Raw genomic sequence first — 22350 nt, forward strand, 5'->3', positions numbered from 1 at the left:
CCCCCTATACAAAAAAACTCCGACCATGAAGTTTCAACTTCACGATTCGGAGTTAGTATAGCTTGCAGGAACGATTTACATTCCTTTTCTTTCATCTTCCAATTGTTCAAATGTAATTTGATCCGTGTCGAGCTTATCGAAGAGCATTCTCGATTCTGCTTTCAAGTCAAGTTCACCCTGAATGGCCGACGAATCTGGTAGTTCTTTAAGGGAGTTGATTCCAAAGTGCTCCAAAAACTGCTTCGATGTTCCATACAGAATCGGCCTACCAATGGCATCGGCACGACCGACTTCACAAATTAAACCTTTACCCACAAGCCTATGTAAAGGCCGCTCTGATTTTACCCCACGAATTTCTTCAACATCAATCCGCGTAATAGGCTGCTTATACGCCACAATAGCGAGTGTTTCAAGCGCAGCTTGGGATAGAGAAGATCGGGATGGACTTTGAGCCATTCGTTCAAAATACGGAGCATGATCCGGTAGCGTCGTCAGTTGATATGAACCTGCCACCTCCGCAATTCGAATCCCTCTTCGCTCTCGCGTTAAATCGCGCTGTAAATCTTTCAGTAACTGTCCGGATAAATGTGTATCGATCTCTAGTACTTCAGCGACCGATTTCACATCCAAACCCTCATCACCTGCTGCGAACAGCAAGCCCTCAATAATTGATTTCATCTCCCGTGAGTTCAACCTTTATAGCCTCCTCTCGTGCTTCAATCACAATTTCCTCAAATAAGTTGTGCTGATAACAAGAGATTACTTTACGCTTCATCAGTTCCAGCATCGCTAGAAATGTGACAATGATCTCCTCACGCGTAAGCTCATAATCAAATAACTTGGAGAAAAGCACTTTCCCTCGCTTAATCTGAAGCATCTGTATAATTTCCCCCATACGGTCTTTAACAGATACTTCATCGCGGCGGATTTTGGCTACAGTCGTTCGCGAAACTAATTTACGGAGGGAACGGCGAAAGGCCAGGAGTAAATCACTAATATCTAATCCTTCAACTGGGTTTTCTTCAACTTGAGTCAGGAAGGCTGTTAAATCTTCCGGCTCCCTTGTGAACACCAAGCTGCGATCCAATTCTTTTTCACGTAATAAATCCGCAATCGCTTTATACTTCCGATATTCCAATAGCTTCTGAATAAGTTCCGCCCGCGGATCAAGTTCTTCCCCATCATAGGCTTCTAAATCGAGCTCCACAACAGGTGGTTTAGGGAGCAACATCTTACTCTTGATTGATAATAACGTCGCTGCCATCACCAAAAACTCACTCGTCACTTCAATCTCGAACTCTTCCATCGCTTTTACATATTCCAAATATTGATCTGTAATCTCTTTGATTGGGATGTTGTACACATCCACTTCAGCCTTATCAATTAAATGCAGCAATAAATCAAGGGGACCTTCAAAAACGTCCAGCTTGTACAGTACCTTCAATCGGGCTCCCCCTTCTTGTCATCATCCATTTAAATAGATGCTAGAATAGCATGGAAATAAACCTATCAACAGCCAAGTATACACTGCTCCAGAGATGTTGTCCAAAAGGAAGTGCCATAAGCGCAATTGTAAGGAACATACCACCTAGCATCCATATGTTCTTACTCGGTTGTTCTTGCATATTCAATTTTCCAAAAATTGCTCGGATAATGTTCCATCCATCAAGTGGATACAGTGGGAGGAGATGAATAATAGCATATAAGAGATTCACGATCACCATATATTGCAGGAATCCGAGTAGAAAAGCGGATATAGCAGAGTCACTCATGTAGCCAGCTAAGACAACGAAGTATAACCACCAAGAAATTAAGCCTACGATTAAATTGGCAAGTGGTCCCGATAGACTAGTAAGAATTGTGCTTAGACGTGGACTCCCCTTAAACTTCTCAGCATCCACAGGTACTGGCTTCGTCCAGCCATATGGCCCGAATAATACCATTAAAAGTCCAAACGGCGCTATATGCGCAGTAGGGTTCAGCGTCAATCTGCCTTGCTCCCGTGCAGTGGGATCACCAAGTTTGCTTGCTGTAAGCGCGTGCACATAATCATGAAGAGAGGCTGCCGCCAAAAAGGCGAGCAGCCGAAACAGTAGAGAATCTACTGCCAAATAAGAAATGATCCCACTCATTAAACGGAGAACTGTTTGCTGAGGTTCGCCATTTCGATTGCAGCAGATGCCGCATCCCAGCCCTTGTTGCCCGCTTTCGTGCCTGCACGCTCGATTGCTTGCTCAATAGAATCCGTTGTTAACACACCGAAGATAGTCGGTACGCCTGTTTGCATGTTAATGCTTGCGACACCTTTAGCTACTTCACTGCACACATAGTCAAAGTGTGGAGTTGAGCCACGAATTACAGTACCTAATGTAATGACAGCATCGTACTTGCCGCTTTGTGCCATTTTTTGAGCGATAAGAGGAATCTCGAATGCACCTGGAACCCATGCAACTGAAATTTCATCTTCTTGTACGCCGTGACGCTTAAGTGCATCTAATGCGCCGCCAAGCAATTTGGAAGTAATGAACTCGTTGAAACGACCTACAACAATACCGTATTTTAACCCTTGGGATACTAAGTGACCTTCATAATTTTTCACCATTTGATATCTCTCCTTATTGTTCATATACATGATGTGAGGTTGCGAGTGTGTACAAAAAGTTAGTCATTAAAAGTGAGCATATGACCTAACTTTTGCTTCTTCGTGCGTAAATACTTGCGGTTATCTTCGTTCTCATCCATTTGGATCGCCACACGCTCTGTTACTTCTAGACCGTGTCCTTCCAAACCTTTAATCTTGCGTGGATTGTTCGTCATTAGACGCATCTTCTGTACACCAAGGTCTTTCAAGATTTGCGCGCCGATACCATAGTTGCGAAGATCTGCAGCAAATCCCAGCTTATTATTCGCTTCAACCGTGTCAAATCCCTGCTCCTGAAGTGCATAAGCTTTCATTTTGTTAATTAGACCAATACCACGACCTTCTTGACGCATATAAAGCAGTACACCTGAGCCCGCATCATCAATCTGCTTTAGTGCCGCTGCAAGCTGAGGACCGCAGTCACAACGGTGAGAATGGAATACATCACCTGTCAGACACTCAGAATGCACGCGAACGAGCGTCGGAACGTTACTGTCGATGTCGCCTTTAACGAGGGCAACATGTTCCTTATCGTCCACTTCATTCGTGTAAGCGATGGCGCGGAATGTACCAAAGTCAGTTGGCAGTTGAATGTCGATCTCACGGTGAATCAAGTTCTCTTGATGCTTGCGGTATTCAATCATCGCTTGAATCGTAATGATCTTGAGGTCATGTTTCTGGCTAATTTCCATCAACTGTGGAACACGAGCCATCGTACCATCTTCATTGATGATTTCACAAATGACTGCTGATGGATAGGAACCGCACATACGACCCAAATCTACGGCTGCTTCTGTATGACCTGCACGCTGCAACACGCCGCCTTTTTTCGCAACCAATGGGAAAATATGTCCCGGTCTACGGAAGTCACTGCTCTTTGCATCAGCAGAGATTAACGCTTTGATCGTCTCCGAACGTTCATGAGCAGAAATTCCCGTCGTCGTATTCACATGGTCAATCGAAACCGTGAATGCTGTACCATGATTGTCCGTGTTCTGAGCAACCATAGGAGGCAAATCAAGTTCTTGTGCACGCTCTTCTGTGATCGGAACACACACAAGGCCGCGACCTTCTGTAATCATGAAATTGATAACTTCAGGTGTCGCTTTATCGGAAAGGGCGATGAAATCTCCTTCATTCTCCCGATCTTCATCATCTACAACGATAATGACTTTGCCTAATTTCAAATCTTCGAGTGCATCTTCTACGGTACTAAATTGGTGATTCGTCATTACGTACCCACCCTTCGTTATTTAAACCCATGTTCCGCTAAAAAGCTGTCGGTTAAGCTGCCTTGCGAACGTGATTGTTTAGTAGCGGTTGAATTGGGATTGTTGTCCTTGAAAAAGAGCAATCGCTCGATATATTTCCCAAGAATATCGCATTCCATATTGATCGTGTCGCCTGCCTGCTTCGACTGCAAAGCAGTCTCCGCAAGCGTATGCGGAATGATCGATACAGAGAATGTGTTCTCGGTTACATCTACAAGCGTAAGGGAAATGCCATCTACTGTAATCGAGCCGCCGCGAAGCATGTACCTCATCACATCTAAGCGCTCGGGCTCGAATCGGAATACAACCGCATTCTCTTCCGGTGTGCGGGTTACGAGCTTCGCTGTGCAATCGACATGTCCTTGAACGATATGTCCGCCGAAGCGCCCTGTCGCTGCCATCGCACGCTCCATATTCACTTTCATTCCTGGTCGCAATAAGGATAAATTCGTCTTGCGGTATGTCTCTGGCATGACATCGACCATGAATGAAGATTGATCATAAGCAATTACGGTTAAACAGACACCGTTAACCGCAATGGAATCGCCAAGCTTCACATCGCCAAGTACACCTTGCATCGACGAGCGAAGTGTTAGTACCATCGCTTGTCCGCTGCGTTCCACACGCAGCATCGTACCTACTTCTTCTACTATTCCCGTAAACATTGGCTATTTCACCTCCCCATTCTGACAAAGTGGAACATGAGGATTGTCCTCATAGTGTGGATAGCCGGTTAGGCATACATCTTCACCGAATTGTTCCACTTTAAGCTTTTTGAGGCGGATTGCTTCGCTCATCCGCTCAAACCCGCGGAACGTAAAGTTCGCGGGTGCGGCTTCGCCGCCAATGATGATGGGTGCGTAGAACAGCACCATCTTATCGATCAGGCGCGCCTCTAGCATCGCGCCGTTGAGCCCCCCGCCTCCTTCTAACAGGATGGAGGCGATATCTCGCTTGCCCAGCTCGCGCAGGGCAAGGGGCAAATCCACATGCGCGCTGTCGCCGCATGTGACGACTTCTACGCCGAGCGCTTCCAGCTCGGCGCGGCGCTCTGCTGACGCACCCGCGGTCGTCAGCACGATTGTGCGCTGCAGCCCTTGGCCTTGCAGCGCCTTCGAGTGCGACGGCGTGCTGAGCGCGCCGTCGACGAGCACACGTACCGGCTGCAGCGCAGGTACGGATAACCGCGTGCTGAGCGACGGGTCGTCAGCACGGACCGTCCCCGCGCCAACCATGATGGCGCCATGTTGATGGCGCAGCATGTGAACGTAAGCGCGTGAGGCTTCTCCGGTGATCCACTTGGAATCACCGGTCTTGGAGGCGATCCGGCCGTCTAGTGTGGCGGCCGTCTTCAGCGTCACCCACGGCATGCCGGTGACGATAAACTTGTTGAACACCTCATTAAGCTGCGCAGCCTCATCGGCCAATACACCCGTCGTCACTTCAATCCCTGCATCCCGCATACGCTGAAGTCCTGTTCCCGCTACACACGGATTCGGATCGACACTCGCCACGACGACACGCTTGATCCCGCGCTCCATGAGTGCATTGCTGCATGGAGGCGTTTTCCCATAGTGTGAACAAGGCTCAAGCGTCACATACGCAGTGCTTCCAGCAGCTTCAGATCCTGCCATTTGCAAGGCATTTATCTCCGCATGCGCCTGACCACGCTTCAAGTGTGCGCCCATTCCGACGATACGCCCATCTTTGACAAGCACACAGCCTACTACTGGATTAATACCCGTCTGTCCTTGCGCACTACCTGCTAGCTGCAGCGCGAGACGCATATAATACGCATCATTTAGAATGTCCATGTTAACACCTCCCAATCTCGCAAGCTTCGATTTCGGAGGGGCTTTCATATATACTTATGCATACAAAAAGCCCCGTTTTAAGCGAACGGGGCGGATTCACTGTACATGTTATTGCAGACGGCAAACAAAAGGGGGACCTCCTAACGGAAAGCTCCTCTTCTTGTGAAAAAAAGCACAACAATTGCGTACGCTTCTTTAACACCAAATTACCGTATGATTCCCCTTCTCCCATCCAGACTTTACTGTCGGTTCCGGAATTGCACCGGATCAACCGCTTGATCGAAGCATCCCTGCTTCTTACATGATCAGCGGGTCACGGACTTTGCTGGCAAGACTACTTGCCATACATCACCGCCGGTTAGGAATTGCACCTCACCCCGAAGGTTCATCACATTTGATCTACCCCTGCATTCTAACAAACCAATATTCAAATTGCAAGGAAGCTTGTCACAATCTTGACACAGGCTTTATCTGATCGACGCAAAAAAGCTCCGAGCCCGCATTCCTGCGCACTCAGAGCAAAATTTGCTATAAAATTTAAACTTCTTCGATTACAACGGACTCGATTACTTCGCGACCTTTGAATGTATCAACAAGATCCATACCTTGAGTCACTTTACCGAATACCGTGTGTCCGCCATCAAGATGCGGTTGTGCTTCATAGCAGATGTAGAATTGGGAACCGCCAGTGTTGCGTCCAGCATGCGCCATAGCAAGTGTACCGCGCTCATGTTTGTTCGGGTTGATTTCACAGTTGATTGTGTAACCAGGGCCGCCCATACCGGAACCTTGCGGGCATCCGCCTTGTGCTACGAAACCTGGGATTACACGGTGGAAGTTCAAACCGTTGTAGAAACCATCGTTTACTAGTTTTTCAAAGTTAGCAACTGTATTGGGAGCATCCTTTTCGAAAAGCTCGATAAGGATTTCGCCGCCGTCTTTCATTGTCAATTTAGCTTGTTTTGTCATTATGCAATTCACTCCTATGTATTAATAAGATGAGTCTATTTTACACCATTAGATGTCACTGCACAAATCGCGTAATAATCGATACTTCTCATATGGACAAACCCGCAAGATTCATACAGTCCAAGCGCCCCGCTATTCGTAACAGCAACCTCAAGTGCGGCATTCGGTTTGCCCAATTGCTGCTGACCATAAGCAATCGTCTGATTCAGAATGTTGCGTCCATGTCCTTGCCCACGCATCGATTTACTTACTCCAAATCCGAAGATAAAGATTGAATCTTTACGAACCATCACACCAATTTTACTGATAGGCACACCGTCTAGATCAGCGATAAACGTTAAGTCATCCTTACTCTTTGCACATTGATCTACATATTCTGCTGCATCATCATGCGTCATTTCGAATGCTTCCATGTTCGATTGAATGAGCACATCGCGATCTTCAGGATAACGTGCTAATCTTATGCTTGTTTCTACCGTGCTTGGCACCACAACTTCCCCAGCGTCATTACTATTACGCTCCATGTAGTGTTCTGAGAATTCATACTTCCCAGTTGTGGACCCGATAAACGCCTTCGCCGACTCGGAATTTCCCGGACATATGAGCAGCACTTTACTATATTTACGCTTTATAGACTCCTCCATCGCCATCTTTAACAATTTGGTGAAAATACCTTGACGACGGTAATCCGGATGCACCATTCCGCTCACTTCTATTTCAACGGTTCCGAAGCTGTATAACCCTAGGAATCCAATGATCTGCCCATTGTCCACATAGACAAAATCATTTACTACATCGCCCGATCGTTCTCTGAGCATACTCCAATTCAGCTTCATCGTGACCTTATCATGCGTTTGACAAATCTTCATCAACGCTTCAACTTGATTCAATTCTTCCGTCGTTAATTGCGTACGACCATGCCCTTCATACTGATTGACCAAATACCCAACCCCTTATTTTAGAAAATTCTATTAAATTATACCACAAAAAAAAGATATCGAGTGCCCCTTAATGGGAGAGGAGAGACTCGACATCTTCTACTTATTTTATCCAATTCAAATTAACGCAAGAACATCAAATCAATAAAGTCATCAAGTGTAATTGCGCCAAAATAACTGGAAATCGCCACATCCGCAAGCGCTTCGCGAATTTCTGATTCTTCATAACGCACGCCTCGAAGCTTGTCCTCAATCTCAGCAACGTCACTTACGCCGAAGAAGTCACCGAAGATTTTCATCTCCTCCATTCGACCATCCACAACGTCCATACGCACATCAATGATACCTACAGGGAAACGCTTCATGTTCTGGATATTGCTCTTCGGCGATCTGCCATAGTTCCAATCCCAGTTCTGATAACGCTCTGTGGAAATCTCATGAATCTTCGCCCAATCCGCTTCTGTTAACTCATACTGTGGGACTTGATCGGGCTCCATACCGAAAATTTGACGCAATAACTCTTCTTTAAATTGCTGAATGGTAATCTTCTCTTCCAAGAACTCCGAAATATTCGCAACGCGCGAACGAATGGACTTCGTGCCTTTGGATTGAATCTTTGCCGCATTCACTTTAAGAGCAGACACCACATGCTCAATTTCCGAGTCAAACAATAGCGTCCCGTGGCTGAACATACGACCTTTTGTTATAAACTGTGCATTGCCTGAAATTTTGCGCTCTCCGACTTGAATGTCGTTGCGACCTGTTAGCTCACATTCGACACCTAGCTCATTTAACGCTTGAACAACAGGCTCCGTAAACTTCTTGAAGTTGTGAAACGACTGTCCATCATCTTTGGTCAAGAAACTAAAGTTCAAGTTGCCAAGGTCGTGATAAACCGCACCACCGCCAGAAAGTCTACGAACAACTTTAATACCCTGCTCTTTGACATATTCCGCATTGATTTCTTCAATGGTGTTCTGGTTCTTCCCAATAATGATCGATGGCTCGTTTATATAAAATAGCAAGTAACTGTCGTCCATTTGCAAATGCTTGAGTACAAACTCTTCAATCGCAAGATTAATTCGAGGATCGGTAATCCCTTTATTGTCAATAAAACGCATGTACATCCCTCCATACCCCATTTTATAACATAAAAAAGGACCTTTTACAAAGGTCCAATCTGATCTTATTGCATGACTTTAACTATTCCTATACGGTTGCACTTAGCCCTTTCATTCGCTGTGGAACGAGGTCATTACCGACAATGTCGTTAAATGTTTCACGCTGTACCACAACGTCCACTTGACCGTCTTTAACAAAGACGACTGCCGGACGACGAATTCGGTTATAGTTGCTTGCCATCGAGTAGTTATAAGCACCCGTGGAAGCAACAGCTAAGATATCACCACTTTCGACTTTTGGCAAATTGATATCCCAAATTAACATATCGCCGCTCTCGCAACATTTTCCAGCAATAGATACGAGTTCAACATTTGCTTCTCCTGCTCGATTCGCGAGACACGCTTCATATACTGCATCATAAAGCGCTGTACGAGGGTTATCAGTCATCCCGCCATCAACAGCTACATACTTGCGAACACCTGGAATGTCTTTGAATGTACCCACTGTGTAAAGTGTCGTACCCGAATCTCCGACGATCGAGCGACCTGGCTCAATCCAAATCTCAGGAACCGGATAGCTGTAGTTTGAAAAGTTAGTTTTTACCGAGTCAACAATCGCGCTAACATAATGGCTAGCTGGTAGTGGGGTGTCGCCCTCTACATAACGAATACCGAAGCCCCCGCCAAGATTGATGACTTTAAACGTCACATTGTACTGATCACGCATTTCGGCAGCGAATGTTGTTACTTTATCAACTGCGACTTGGAAACCGTCAATCTCAAATATTTGCGACCCAATATGCGAATGAACGCCAAGCAGCTCGACATGGGATAAACCAGATGCTTCAACAACAGCTTGTGCCGCCGCACCATTACCCAAGTCAAATCCAAATTTGGAATCAATCTGACCTGTCGTGATATATTCATGCGTATGGGCTTCAACACCCGGTGTAATCCGCAGAAGAGCATTCACGACTTGACCTTTTTCCGCAGCAATCGCATTAAGCACGTGCAATTCCACGAAATTATCAACGACGAAGCAGCCAATCTTCGCATCAATTGCCATTGCAATTTCTTGTGGAGTCTTGTTATTCCCATGGAAATGAATGCGATCAACAGGAAATCCTGCTTGCAGTGCCGTGTAAAGCTCTCCATCGGATACAACATCCAATGATAATCCCTCTTCATGTACTAGCCTGCACATTGCCATCGTACAGAACGCTTTACTCGCATAAGCCACTTGGAATTTAAGACCCGTTCCCCGGAATGCTTGAATAAACTCTTGGCAGCGCTGACGAATGAGCGCTTCATCCATAATATACAGAGGTGTTCCATATTTTGCAGCTAATTCAGTTGTGTCTACCGCACCGATTTCTAGATGTCCTTGATTATTAATTTTGCTTGTCCCATGCAAGTACATATTCGATTCCTCTCTCTCCCCAGACAACAGCCCATATTCCCATCCACATACACTGTTTAAATTAATACTAAAATTATCACAGTTGCGTGTGGGTTACAATAACCAATCGCCAAATCCTAATTCGGATTTTTCTGCGGTTGACGGGTATTGTCGATGGATCGTGTAAGTGAGGGACGTTTCTTATCGCTTGTCACTGGCAAGCGGAGTAAGATTGCCAACATGCCTTTTGCATTGAAAGGAATAAACGGCCACATATAAGGTGAGTTATAGGAGCGCTGCAAACACAATACAATTAGCCACAGCGTCCAACCGATCACAAAGCCAGGAGCACCGAATATAGCCGCTGTTATGAGCGATATCAGCCTCTGAATCCGATTCGCTAAACTAAGCTCATAACTAGGTGTCGCGAACAAACCGATGGAGGCAACTGCCAGGTACAAGATGACCTCATTAATGAATAATCCAGCCTTTATCGCAATATCCCCGACTAGAATTGCAGCAACTAAGCCCATCGCAATGGCAAGCGGAGACGGCGTATGTACAGATGCCATCCGCATGAGATCAAGTCCTAGCTCCGCAATGATAAATTGCGTTAGAATAGACAATTCACCCATCTTATTCGGACCTAAAAACTCTAAACCCGGTGGCTTCATCTCTGGATGAACCACGACGATTAAATACCATAATGGTAATAAGAAAAGCGACATCCATATCCCGATAAAACGAACCCACCTTAGGTAGGTTCCGACAATTGGGGTTTCACGATATTCTTCTGCATGTTGCACATGATGGAAGAATGTAGTCGGCATGATCATCACACTCGGTGAAGTATCCACGAATATGATGACATGGCCTTCTAGTAAGTGGGATGAGATGACGTCAGGTCGCTCTGAATAACGTACTAATGGATACGTACTCCAACCGCTTTTTTCAATGATCGCCTCTTCCAACTGCTTCTCAGCAAGCGGCAAGCCATCCAACTCAACACTATTGATCTTGTTCTTAATTTCCTGAATCAGATTCGGATCTGCAATGTCTTTAATGTAACCAACGCATATGTCCGTACTCGTTCGCTTCCCCACTTGCATCATTTCCGTCATGAAGCCCGGGTCACGAATACGTCTGCGTACAAGTGTCACGTTCGTAATTAGCGTCTCTACAAATCCATCTCGTGACCCACGAACAACGCGTTCCAAATCAGGTTCTTCTGTCGAGCGAACAGGGAATTGCTTCGCATCGATGACTAATGCTTCTGTCGCTTGATCGAAGAACAGTGCTGTACCTCCAGCCATTACCTTACCAATAACCTCAGTCATTGATTTATACGGCTGAACTTGAATATGAGCAACCAAATTATCCGCATAGTGGTGGACGACATCTTCCGGTTGTTCATCTAATGGCACATATGTTAAACGTTTAATAACCTCAGTTAGAACGTCGTCCTTCGCAAAACCATTAATATAGAAAAGGGCTGTCTTCTGCCCACCAAATGTCATCTCACGAAAGCAGACATCGAAGCTTTTGTTCAAACCCGCTTCATTTTCCAACATTTTCTCAATTTGTTCTAGCGTGTCCGGTATTTTCTCTTGCTTCTCTTCCCCGCCTTTTGGCTTTTGTTTACTCGCAAATACCATCGTAAGCAGCCTCCTCATCCAAATATTCATGCTTCAATCCTCCTTAGAACCTCCGTGCCTCTCTGTTAGAACACGAGCCATTCCAATAATGAACCGCACACTTTGCCAAGTATCATCGCGAGCAGAAACCAGATCATATACGAATCGAGCCCAACTCTTTTTGCCAAGATAGGCAGAACGTTAATGACTTCGGTCAGCGCTGCCGCTAACATGCCGACAAAACAGCCTGCGAACAAGCCAAATATACCTGTCATGATTCGTGGAAAAGCAAAGATCACACCTTCAAAATCCAGAATCGTAAATAAAAGTGATCCGATAACAACAGCTTCTTCATACCGCCGAATGGATGTAAACGACTTGCTCACCTGCATCAATCGCGGAATAATGTCGAGTACCACGAGAAATGCGACCATCCCACTTCCGACCGCAATCCCCCCTGCCAAGCCAATAAAACCAGACAGAAGCATCCCCCCGAAAGCAATCATTCCGATTCCCTGCTCTCATGAATTTTGTGATACTCCTCGGTGATGACATACTGATTAATATTTTCTTGATAGTTGTACATCTCGAGTTCCAGTGGGCTTGGCTCTTCATTGAATCGTTTCTTGAAAATATGATTGAAGAAAATCATCATCCCAACACCAATCCCAATCGAGTATGGAATTTGAAGAATAAGAGGATGATCATTCTTCTGACCTGTTAGCATCTCATAAATTCGCTGGTGTACAGTTAACATACTCACATCCGCATGGAAGTTCATAATCGTAAGTCCCGCTCCAATAAAAAGCAGCAACCATACTAAGATAATGAGCGGCAAGCGTGCTTTTATCGGTCCTGTTGCAATTTCGAGTAGCGTATGTGGCTCGCCAAAGTGCTCAATCTGTATTCTTGGAATCTCTTCTTTAATACTCTGAATGACCCTCATCATGTCAACCAGCACTCGATTGCCGTCACTACGGGAAGGCTTGTAAATAACAAGCTCTTTAAGTTGCTGTTCATGTTCAGGTCTTGTAATCATCTGAGCGATGTCACCTAGTTGAACACTCTTACCTCGCGGAACTTGAACTCTACGTCTTAAGCGAATATACAGAATAGGAATCGATTCCGATCTCATTCTCGATTTTCCCTCCCTGCCTTTATTCTTGCGATTAGTGTTATCTAAACAATTCCTCCTCATACACAAAAAACCAAATCGCTATTGCGCGATCTGGTTTTTGATGAGTTGTAATATTTTCTTTTCCAATCGAGAGACTTGTACTTGGGATATCCCAAGCCTTGCCGCGACCTCAGACTGAGTCTGATCTCGATAATACCGTAAGTAAACAATGAGCTGCTCACGCTCAGACAATCCTTCGATTGCTTCATTTAGCGCTAAACGCTCGAACCATTTTTCCTGCGTATCATCCGCTATTTGATCCATGAGTGTGATCGGATCGCCATCATTCTCAAATACGGTTTCATGAATGGAAGACAGTGGTTTGTTCGCCTCTTGAGCGAATACCACTTCTTCAGGCGTAATTCCTAAGTGATCACCGACTTCCTTAATCGTAGGCAACCGGCCAAGTTCGCGTAGTAGTTCATCCTTGGTTTTACGAACTTTATTCGCCAGTTCCTTTAGGGAGCGACTCACTTTAAGTGTTCCATCATCACGCAAGAACCGCTGTATCTCTCCAATGATCATCGGTACGGCATAAGTTGAAAATTTCACGTCATAGGAAAGATCGAATTTATCCACCGATTTTAGTAAACCGATACAACCGATTTGGAATAAATCTTCTGCTTCGTATCCCCGGTTTAGAAAACGCTGTACGACAGACCAGACGAGTCTAATGTTACAGCTTACCAGCGTCTCTCTCGCCACTTGATCTCCTGATTGGCTGAGCGCAATCAGTCTTTTGACTTCACCATCATCCAGATAACGATGAGAACCTTTCTTCAAATCGACTTCCATAGACCAATCTCCTAATTGTACAAAGCTTTATTGGAGGCGATCCGCTTCATCATCGTAATCTTGGTGCCACTGCCGATCTTGCTTTCAACATCCACTTTGTCCATGAAATTTTCCATAATGGTAAAGCCCATCCCCGAACGCTCAAGTTCAGGTTTCGATGTGTATAACGGCTGTCTTGCTTCATCCAAGTCACCAATGCCCATACCGAAATCTTCGATTGTTAGGGTCACCATATCACCCTCAATTTCAGTTGTGATAGCGATGACTCCATCAATGCGATTGTCGTATCCGTGAATAATACAGTTGGTTACAGCTTCCGAGACGACGGTTTTCAAATCTGTTAACTCATTCATATTCGGATCTAGCTGGGCAACGAATGCACCCACTGCTACCCTTGCGAACGATTCATTCTCGGACTTAGAAGCAAATTGTACGGTCATGAAGTTACGAGATTCACTCATAGAGCAACCTCCAAGCTTGAGAGCGCTGCTCGCTCGTTATCTTGAATAGCTACAATCTTGAATAAACCGGAAAGCTCGAACAATCGATAGACAGCAGCATTCGTATCGCAGACAACCATTTTCCCGCCGCTAGCCGTAATTTGCTTGTAACGACCTAGAATGACACCGAGCCCTGAGCTGTCCATGAAAGATAAATCTTTCAAACTAAGGACAAGATGCTTGACATCGCCTTTTGTGATCGCTTCTTCCATCCGCGATTTCACAGCGCTCGCTGTATGATGATCAAGCTCACCTTTGAGCCGAACGATTAATGCCCTGCGGTTTTGTTCAAATTCGATTTGCAAACTCATTGTGTTCACTCCTTCCAAGGATGAACAATGAATTCTACGAAAGTTGAGACAATTCCTGCCCTCTTACAAAACTAGAAGAAAAGCGCTAAAAACTGTCAAAGCTCACTGTTTTTCGCTCCGTCAATCGGGCGATTATCCCACATGAAAGACGGAAGCGACTGTCCGCTTGAACAGTGTCCACCAATTGGCTTTAGCCACATCAACCGGGGAGTGAAGCGGGTACTCAGAGACGATATTTTCACCATTACGTACAACGATTTTTCCGATTGTATGACCTGCAGCTATTGGTGCCTTGATTTTTGAATCGATCTGCAACTCATGATGAATACCGTCTTTGGATTCCCCTTTTCTCATGAGAACCGAGTAAGGACGTTCCGCGACAAGTGGTACAGATCTTACTTGACCTTTGGAAACCGAGAACTCTCCTAGTGCATCGCCTTTTTGGAAAATAGGGTGGTTCATATATTGAGCAAATGCGTAGTCGAACATCTTCGTTACTTCGCTATTGCGTGTTTTCGTATTCGGCTCACCCATCACTACAGCAATAATCCGCATGTTGTCACGCTTCGCTGTACCGGATAGACAGAATTTAGCTTCAGCTGTAAAACCTGTTTTTAAGCCGTCTGCACCGGAATAGAAGCGAACAAGCTTATTCGTGTTGACAAGCCAGAATGGTTTCTTCGAATCTTTACGCAAGTAATCTTGATAAGCGCTCGTAAACTGTGTAATCTCCGGATGTTTAAGCAGCTCGCGCGACATGATCGCAATATCTTGTGCAGACGTAAAGTGCTTGTCTGCTGGCAAGCCATTACAATTCATGAAATGTGTATTCTTCATCCCCAACTGCTGAGCACGCTCATTCATCAATTGCACGAAATGTTCTTCAGAACCCGCGAGTTTCTCAGCCATTGCAACAGAGGCATCATTACCTGAAGCCATCGCAATGCCTTTGAGCATGTCATGAACAATCATTTCTTCACCAGGCTGCAAGAAGATTTGAGAACCACCCATCGAAGCCGCATATTCACTTGTGCGAACTTTATCGTTCATCGAGATTTTGCCAGAATCGATTGATTCCATCACAAGCAACATTGTCATAATTTTAGTAACGGACGCTGGTGCAAGTTGTTCATCTTTATTTTTTTCAAACATAATTGTGCCTGTATCGGCATCCATAAGTACAGCAGATCGCGCATTCGGCGCTAAATCTAGCGTCTGATTATGCTTCTCTTCGGCAGCAAATGCACCACTTGTTAATACAAGCATCAAGAAAAGCTGAAGACTAGCTAGGCAACATAACCATTTTTTTATCATGCTCACAACTCCTTCACAAATGTTGACCGGTATGTAGACCTCTTTTATTTTTTAATACTGATTTATAGTGTTCACCATTCGATGGGGAATTATACTAAATTTTGTATGAGATTGCAGGTATCGATTCCATGAAAAAAAGCTTGAACAAGCTCAATTGGTTCGCCCAATTTCACTTGTTCAAGCTTTAATCTATCTTTCAATTATAAACGTTCTACGCCGCTTTTTGTCACAATAGCATAGATCAACTGCGGCTTCTGTTGCGGTGCTTCCGATAGCCCATAAGCTTCTAATACACGCTTATGCACTTCTGCGACTGCGGCTTCATCGCTTCCCTCGCCTACGTGAAGCTCGGCAAGCACATCGCCAACCTCTACACGGTCAGCTACTTTCTTACGCAGGAGCACGCCAACACCAAGGTCAATGCTGGATTCTTTGGTAGCACGCCCTGCGCCTAGCATCATTGCAGCCACACCTATAGCCTCGGCAGCAATTGATCCTACGTAGCCAGCACTAGGTGCTTCTACAAGCACAACCCGCGATGCTTGTGGTAAATTCGACGGTTCATCAACAACTGTAGCGTCACCGCCCTGCGCTCCTAAGAAGTCCTTGAACTTCACGAGTGCGTCACCGCTTGCCATTAGCTCTGCGAGCTTCGCACGTGCCGCATCAACTGTATCTGCTGCTCCACCTAGTCGCAGCATATGTGAGCCGAGCACCATGCATAACTCAGCTAGATCCTCAGGCCCTTTACCATTTAGTGTATCAATCGCTTCAATGATCTCAAGCGAGTTACCGACTGCAAGACCTAGCGGCTCTTCCATTCCTGTGATAACAGCGACTGTCTCGCGTCCCACATGTTCACCGATCTCTACCATTGCTTGTGCAAGCTCGATAGAATCCTCTAAGTCCTTCATGAACGCGCCATCGCCTGTTTTTACGTCAAGCACGATTGCATCTGCTCCCGAAGCAATTTTCTTACTCATAATGGATGATGCAATCAGTGGAATTGAATCCACAGTCGCCGTTACATCACGTAGTGCATACAACTTCTTATCTGCTGGCGTAATGTTACCCGTCTGGGAAATAACTGCGATTCCTACATCATTCACTTGGCTTAAGAATTGCTCTTTCGTTAGCTCCACAGAGAATCCTGGAACCGCTTCAAGCTTATCAATCGTTCCGCCAGTATGACCTAGGCCACGACCTGACATCTTCGCCACAGGTACGCCAGCAGCCGCTACAAGCGGTGCAAGAACGAGCGTCGTCGTATCGCCAACACCACCTGTGGAATGTTTATCAACTTTAACCCCTTTGATCGAGCTTAGATCCACCTGTTCACCAGAGTTCACCATCGCCATCGTCAAATCGGCTGTCTCACGTGCTGTCATACCTTTAAAGTAGATTGCCATTGCGAATGCTGACATTTGATAGTCAGGCAGCTGGCCGCGCGAATACGCATCCACCATATAATTAATTTCTTCCGTTAAAAGTTCAGCGCCATCACGCTTTTTTTGAATCACATCAACGGCTCTCATATTCTACACTTCCTTTACGAGTATGTACTAGTTCCATTTCATCCTTATAAAAAATGAAAAAGGGAGCATATCGCTCCCCTTCAGTATAAACCAATTATTCCGTAACCACTAATTTTGAAATCATTTTGTCGTGACCTGTTCCACACAACAATGCACAGTGGATCTCAAACTCGCCAACTTTGTCAAAAGTAACTTCTTGAGATGCAGTTGCTTTGTCGAGCTTTACGTTCAAGTCTTTGATTTCCATTGCATGTACGCCTTCTTTATTGCTAAATACAATTTTCAGCTTGTCGCCTTTTTTCACTTTATACTCTGCTTGGTCGAATTGGAAGTTCGAAGCAACGATTTTCAGTGTGCTACCAGCATCTTTCTTCTCTGCCTCTGCCGCAGTTACGCGCTCCGAAATAGTCGAATATAAAACGCTTCCGCCCATGACGATTGCCACGACAAGTAAAATAGACATCAACCATTTGTACATTGCTAATCCCCCCGAAATGTTGTCATCCTCTATTGTACATAAGATTGCACGAAACCCCATATGTTTCCTTGCCGAAAAAACGAAAAGTTTGTGACAATATTCATTGTATTTGTAATATTCACATTGTGGGGTAAGCAAAAGAAATCAGAGCGAATTCAAAAAGTTGGGGCACTACGAATAAAAGAGTCACTTCCGGTCGCTGTCTCAATCGTGAATTCTGAATTTATTTTATGGTTGTTTCACGATTTCAAAGGCGAACGCTTCGCTCCTACAGTGACTCTTTTCTTCTCCGTTAACTTTTTGATCACATTCTTGGAGCTCGTTCGATGCAGTGACTTATCGAATATTATTTTGAGGTTCATTCGCACTGTATAGCAACCCTTCGAACATAATCTTGAGACTCATTCGCGCAACAAAGCTCGTTTCAATCCTTTACTATATAATCCTGAACGAGCCTGTCCCCATCGCGCCTAGTTTACCCTGCTCATCGGTCACGGTACCGGAAGTTGTAATCGATCTGCGGGATTGATGTACGATCTCAGCGGTTACGAGCAGCTTGCCTGCTGACATTGGAGCAACAAAGTGCATATTCAGATTCGCTGTGACTGATTTTTCATCAGGTCTAGCTAGAATGACCGCTAGTCCCATTGCGTTATCTAGGAGGGAGGACAAGACACCTCCGTGCACGATTCCGATAATGTTCAGATGATGGGGCTGCGCTTCTAAGCTTATTTTGACAATGCCTGATTCAATACTTTCCACTTTGCAGCCAAGGAACCCCCAAAAAGTACGTTCGGCGATTTCATAAATGTGCTTCATATTCGCTTCTAATTCTTGTTCAAATGGATGCATATGCGCCTCTCCTTCCTGATTATACCTCTCTATAACCTTTCATAAACAACACCCCACAAGAACGAGTCATTGTGGGGTGTAACTGCATGTTTACCTTGCTTCTTACACCGCTTTTTCCTCTTCTTCAAGCAGCTTACGTCGCAACACTTTACCTACCATTGTCATCGGTAACGCTTCACGGAACTCGAACTTCCGAGGCACTTTAAATGCAGCTAATCGCTCTCTGCACCAAATATTCAACTCTTCCTGTGTGACCGTCTCGCCTTCTTTTAGTACAATAAAGGCTTTAACAGTCTCGCCTCGGTATTCATCTGGCACACCAACAGCAACAGCTTCTTTAATCTTCGGATGTTCATACAGCACTTCTTCCACTTCTCTTGGGTAAATATTGAATCCACCCGCGATAATGAGATCCTTCTTCCGATCCACGATGGAGAAGAAACCTTCTTCATCCATTTTGGCCATATCGCCTGTATATAACCAACCATCACGTAACGTATTACGCGTTTCTTCTTCCCTGTTCCAGTAACCCTTCATGATTTGTGGACCCGTAATGATAAGCTCACCAATCTCACCAATTGGAAGTTCATCACCTGTCTGCGGGTCAACTACCTTTGCAATCGTATCAGGCATCGGAATGCCGATTGTACCACTTTTGCGATAGTCCCATACTGGGTTTGCATGTGTAACTGGGGAAGCTTCTGTCAGGCCATACCCTTCGATCAAGCACCCACCACTAATTTGTTCAAACCTCTCTTGAACTTCATTCGGAAGCCCCGCAGCACCGCTAACACAAATTTGCACGGACGAGAGATCATATTCCTTCACTTTCGGATGATTAATTAGAGCAATATACATAGTCGGAGCACCAGGGAAGATCGTAACCTTCTGCTTCGTAATCGCTTTCAGAACTGATTCTGGATCGAACTTTGGAAGCAGAACCATCATTCCACCTAAGAAAATCGCCTGATTCATCATGACCGTCATGCCGAATACATGGAAAATCGGTAATGCGCCTAGGAACACTTCTTTCCCTTCTCGAACGCGATACACCCATTTCATTAATTGCATCGTATTAGAGACGATATTGTAATGTGTTAATTGGACCCCTTTAGATAACCCTGTAGTGCCTCCCGTATATTGCAATAACGCAAGATCGTTCTCTGCATCAAGCTCAACATGTACAGGCGAATTCGAAGCACTCGCAATATGCTTCTTGAAGGAACTCACAACATCACTATATTGAACCGTTAAATCTAAGCCGTCTTTCTTCGCCTTAATGGGATACAACAAATTAAGTGGAAATGGAAGGTAATCTTTGATTGACGTAACAATGACACGCTCAATATCGGTCGTATGACGAATTTTCATCACCTTTCGATACAGTAGATCGAGTGTCACGATAACCTTAGCCCCTGCATCGACCATCTGATGCTCCAGTTCACGCTCCGTATACATCGGATTCGTCTGAACAACAATCGCACCGATGAGAAGTGAGCCATAGAAAGCAATGACAGCTTGCGGGCAGTTCGGGAGCATGATGGCTACCCGATCTCCCTTCTTAATTCCAAGCTCTAATAATCCATTTGCAAATCGATAACACTTGTCTAATAGCTGATTGTATTTCATTTTCTTGCCCATAAAATAGATTGCATCTAGCTGTGGGGATTTTTCTGCTGTCTGGATGAGAAATTGTGCGACATTTCGCTTCGGATAGTCGTAGGTGGGGGAGACTTCGGCAGGATAGTGCCGAAGCCAAGGTTTTTCCACATTCATCCAAGATCATCCCTTTCAATCGAGTCGGGCTGCCATATCTTACACTACATATGCCTCAGATTGAATCACACGAGCCGCAATTTGACGTTTGATCGCAATCGCATCAATTGGGCTGGTGCGCGTAAGCTTTTTGAGGATGGATAACTGCGTGCGAAGAACATCACCAGACTCCATCGTTGCCAGCGTTTCTTTGGCAGAATGCTCGATTTTGGCAAAAGCCTCATGGGTAAACACTTGCGTCATCTGAATCGCAGCTTCCGATTTCGCTTCACCTTGCTTGCCAATCATCTTAACCGTACGTAAATATGCACTTTCTACTGCGAAGATTTGAATCATAATATCTGCCAAGTTGCTAAGCACTTCTTGTTGTTTATCTAAGCTCATTCCATACTTTTGAACAGCGAAGCCACCAACCATTAAGAAGATCTTCTTCGCCATTGCAAGCATATGCACCTCTTGCTCAAGCACGCCATCTCCTGTTACTTGTGGAATCGGCTGCATGAGTTCACCTTGCAGTGCTTGTGCTTTTTGAAGCAAAGGCAGTTCACCCTTCATTGCTTTCTTTAGGAGTGTGCCTGGAATGAGCAAACGATTAATTTCATTCGTCCCTTCAAAAATACGATTAATCCGCGAATCTCTGTAATTGCGTTCAACCTTATACTCTTGAATAAAGCCGTATCCACCATGAATCTGTACCGCTTCGTCTACAACATAATCCAACACTTCCGAACCGAACACTTTGTTAATGGAGCACTCTAACGCGTACTCTGCAATACTCTTCACTGCTTTCTGACTCGCATCTGGACCTGAGTAATCCAAGTCTTTAAGACTATCTTCCATCAGTCCTGCCGTACGGTAAACCACACTTTCTGTAACATACGTTTGTACATTCATGCTTGCGAGTTTATTCCCGATGAGTGGGAACTTGGTAAGTGTCTGGCCGAACTGTGTACGTGTATTCGCATACTTCGCAGCAAGCCCGATCGTTTCTTTCGCAGCACCTAAGCAACCTACTGCGAGCTTAAATCTTCCGATGTTCAAGATATTAAAGGCGATATGATGACCTTTACCTTGACCGAACAGCAGATTTTCTGCTGGCACTTTCATATCTTCGAAATATAAAGGGCGTGTTGAGGAGCCCTTGATGCCCATCTTATTCTCTTCAGGACCGATGACAAGTCCTGCTGTATCCTTTTCCACGATAAAGGCGCTAAAGTCAGTTCCATTGATCTTCGCATACACGATAAAAATATCTGCGAATCCTGCGTTTGTAATAAACTGCTTCGAACCATTCAACACATAATGTGTACCATCTTCCGATAACATAGCCGTTGTCTTCGCACTCAGCGCATCAGATCCAGAGGTTGGCTCGGTTAAGCAATAGGCAGCAAGCTTAGCACCGGAAGCTAGATCAGGGAGGTACTTCGCTTTTTGTTCCGGGTTACCAAAATAAACGATAGGCAAGGTTCCAATTCCAATATGTGCACCAAGTGACAGCGCAAAGGATGATGCTTTGGAGAGCGATTCGCTAATAATCGTCGAACTCACTTTATCTAAACCAAGTCCACCATATTGTTCAGGAACATCTGCGCTCAGCAGTCCAAGATCACCGGCTTGACGCAGCAATTTTACAGTCAGATCATAATCAAGGTGTTCAAGCTGCTCATCATTAGGCATTACCTCATTGTCCACAAAATCAACTGTCGTCTGTGCAATCATACGATGCTCTTCTGTAAAATCCTCAGGTGTAAGTACAGCCTCTGGACCTACATCTGTAATGACAAAGCTTCCGCCTACAATTTTGGTTTCAACTGACATTGTATTT

General features: G+C 45.1%; 23 protein-coding genes and 1 riboswitch. All 23 genes read right to left on the bottom strand.

Annotated elements, in window-relative coordinates; all coding sequences use genetic code 11:
• Window positions 1-75: 75 nt before the first annotated feature.
• Entirely contained in the window at window positions 76-693 is a 618-nt protein-coding gene (gene scpB / locus NV379_RS06700; protein ID WP_258206514.1) for an SMC-Scp complex subunit ScpB, read from the bottom strand.
• A complete protein-coding gene (locus tag NV379_RS06705; protein WP_258206515.1) occupies window positions 662-1444 on the bottom strand; it encodes a segregation and condensation protein A in 783 nt (260 codons plus the stop codon). Before NV379_RS06705 ends, scpB begins: the two co-directional genes overlap by 32 nt.
• A gap of 40 nt (window positions 1445-1484) precedes the next feature.
• Window positions 1485-2132 (bottom strand): site-2 protease family protein, encoded by a 648-nt coding sequence (locus NV379_RS06710; protein ID WP_258206516.1) that lies wholly within the window; start codon window positions 2130-2132, stop codon window positions 1485-1487.
• Entirely contained in the window at window positions 2132-2602 is a 471-nt protein-coding gene (ribH, locus tag NV379_RS06715) for a 6,7-dimethyl-8-ribityllumazine synthase (RefSeq protein WP_258206517.1), read from the bottom strand. Before ribH ends, NV379_RS06710 begins: the two co-directional genes overlap by 1 nt.
• 59 nt (window positions 2603-2661) lie before the next feature.
• A complete protein-coding gene (locus NV379_RS06720) occupies window positions 2662-3873 on the bottom strand; it encodes a bifunctional 3,4-dihydroxy-2-butanone-4-phosphate synthase/GTP cyclohydrolase II (protein WP_258206518.1) in 1212 nt (403 codons plus the stop codon).
• 17 nt (window positions 3874-3890) lie between these two features.
• Complete coding sequence (gene ribE, locus NV379_RS06725; protein ID WP_258206519.1) at window positions 3891-4577, bottom strand: riboflavin synthase; 687 nt, start codon at window positions 4575-4577, stop codon at window positions 3891-3893.
• 3 nt (window positions 4578-4580) lie between these two features.
• A complete protein-coding gene (ribD, locus tag NV379_RS06730; protein ID WP_258206520.1) occupies window positions 4581-5726 on the bottom strand; it encodes a bifunctional diaminohydroxyphosphoribosylaminopyrimidine deaminase/5-amino-6-(5-phosphoribosylamino)uracil reductase RibD in 1146 nt (381 codons plus the stop codon).
• Between the two features lie 216 nt (window positions 5727-5942).
• Window positions 5943-6115, bottom strand: a riboswitch (FMN riboswitch).
• 148 nt (window positions 6116-6263) lie between these two features.
• Window positions 6264-6695: a peptidylprolyl isomerase gene (locus tag NV379_RS06735; protein WP_258206521.1), complete on the bottom strand. Its 432-nt coding sequence runs from the start codon at window positions 6693-6695 to the stop codon at window positions 6264-6266.
• Between the two features lie 35 nt (window positions 6696-6730).
• Window positions 6731-7636: a GNAT family N-acetyltransferase gene (locus NV379_RS06740; protein ID WP_258206522.1), complete on the bottom strand. Its 906-nt coding sequence runs from the start codon at window positions 7634-7636 to the stop codon at window positions 6731-6733.
• A gap of 119 nt (window positions 7637-7755) precedes the next feature.
• Window positions 7756-8754, bottom strand: coding sequence for a lipoate--protein ligase (gene lplA, locus NV379_RS06745; protein WP_258206523.1), 999 nt, complete (start codon window positions 8752-8754; stop codon window positions 7756-7758).
• Between the two features lie 88 nt (window positions 8755-8842).
• Window positions 8843-10174, bottom strand: coding sequence for a diaminopimelate decarboxylase (gene lysA / locus NV379_RS06750; RefSeq protein WP_258206524.1), 1332 nt, complete (start codon window positions 10172-10174; stop codon window positions 8843-8845).
• Window positions 10175-10290: 116 nt separating this feature from the next.
• A complete protein-coding gene (locus tag NV379_RS06755) occupies window positions 10291-11838 on the bottom strand; it encodes a spore germination protein (protein WP_258206525.1) in 1548 nt (515 codons plus the stop codon).
• 35 nt (window positions 11839-11873) lie between these two features.
• The gene (locus NV379_RS06760) at window positions 11874-12293 is read right to left on the bottom strand and encodes a stage V sporulation protein AB (protein WP_308860256.1); all 420 of its coding nucleotides are present in this window, start codon (window positions 12291-12293) and stop codon (window positions 11874-11876) included.
• Entirely contained in the window at window positions 12290-12922 is a 633-nt protein-coding gene (locus NV379_RS06765; protein WP_258206526.1) for a stage V sporulation protein AA, read from the bottom strand. The genes NV379_RS06760 and NV379_RS06765 overlap by 4 nt, the downstream gene beginning before the upstream one ends.
• Window positions 12923-13003: 81 nt before the next feature.
• Window positions 13004-13759, bottom strand: a complete 756-nt coding sequence (gene sigF / locus NV379_RS06770; RefSeq protein ID WP_258206527.1) for an RNA polymerase sporulation sigma factor SigF — start codon at window positions 13757-13759, stop codon at window positions 13004-13006.
• Window positions 13760-13770: 11 nt separating this feature from the next.
• Entirely contained in the window at window positions 13771-14220 is a 450-nt protein-coding gene (gene spoIIAB / locus NV379_RS06775; protein WP_258206528.1) for an anti-sigma F factor, read from the bottom strand.
• A complete protein-coding gene (gene spoIIAA, locus NV379_RS06780) occupies window positions 14217-14570 on the bottom strand; it encodes an anti-sigma F factor antagonist (protein ID WP_258206529.1) in 354 nt (117 codons plus the stop codon). Before spoIIAA ends, spoIIAB begins: the two co-directional genes overlap by 4 nt.
• A gap of 132 nt (window positions 14571-14702) precedes the next feature.
• Complete coding sequence (locus NV379_RS06785) at window positions 14703-15884, bottom strand: D-alanyl-D-alanine carboxypeptidase family protein (RefSeq protein WP_258206530.1); 1182 nt, start codon at window positions 15882-15884, stop codon at window positions 14703-14705.
• Window positions 15885-16084: 200 nt separating this feature from the next.
• Complete coding sequence (locus NV379_RS06790; RefSeq protein ID WP_258206531.1) at window positions 16085-17419, bottom strand: pyrimidine-nucleoside phosphorylase; 1335 nt, start codon at window positions 17417-17419, stop codon at window positions 16085-16087.
• A 94-nt stretch (window positions 17420-17513) separates the two neighbouring features.
• Complete coding sequence (locus NV379_RS06795; RefSeq protein WP_258206532.1) at window positions 17514-17897, bottom strand: cupredoxin domain-containing protein; 384 nt, start codon at window positions 17895-17897, stop codon at window positions 17514-17516.
• 435 nt (window positions 17898-18332) lie between these two features.
• On the bottom strand, window positions 18333-18749 hold the full coding sequence (locus tag NV379_RS06800) for a PaaI family thioesterase (protein ID WP_258206533.1): 417 nt from the start codon (window positions 18747-18749) through the stop codon (window positions 18333-18335).
• Window positions 18750-18851: 102 nt separating this feature from the next.
• Window positions 18852-20525 (bottom strand): AMP-binding protein, encoded by a 1674-nt coding sequence (locus NV379_RS06805; protein WP_258206534.1) that lies wholly within the window; start codon window positions 20523-20525, stop codon window positions 18852-18854.
• A 39-nt stretch (window positions 20526-20564) separates the two neighbouring features.
• Window positions 20565-22343 carry an acyl-CoA dehydrogenase FadE gene (locus NV379_RS06810; RefSeq protein WP_258206535.1) on the bottom strand — a complete coding sequence of 593 codons (1779 nt, stop codon included), beginning with the start codon at window positions 22341-22343 and terminating at the stop codon, window positions 20565-20567.
• Window positions 22344-22350: the final 7 nt, after the last annotated feature.

It is taken from the genome of Paenibacillus radicibacter, assembly GCF_024721995.1.
In the GTDB taxonomy this organism is placed as follows: Bacteria; Bacillota; Bacilli; order Paenibacillales; family NBRC-103111; genus Paenibacillus_AM; species Paenibacillus_AM radicibacter.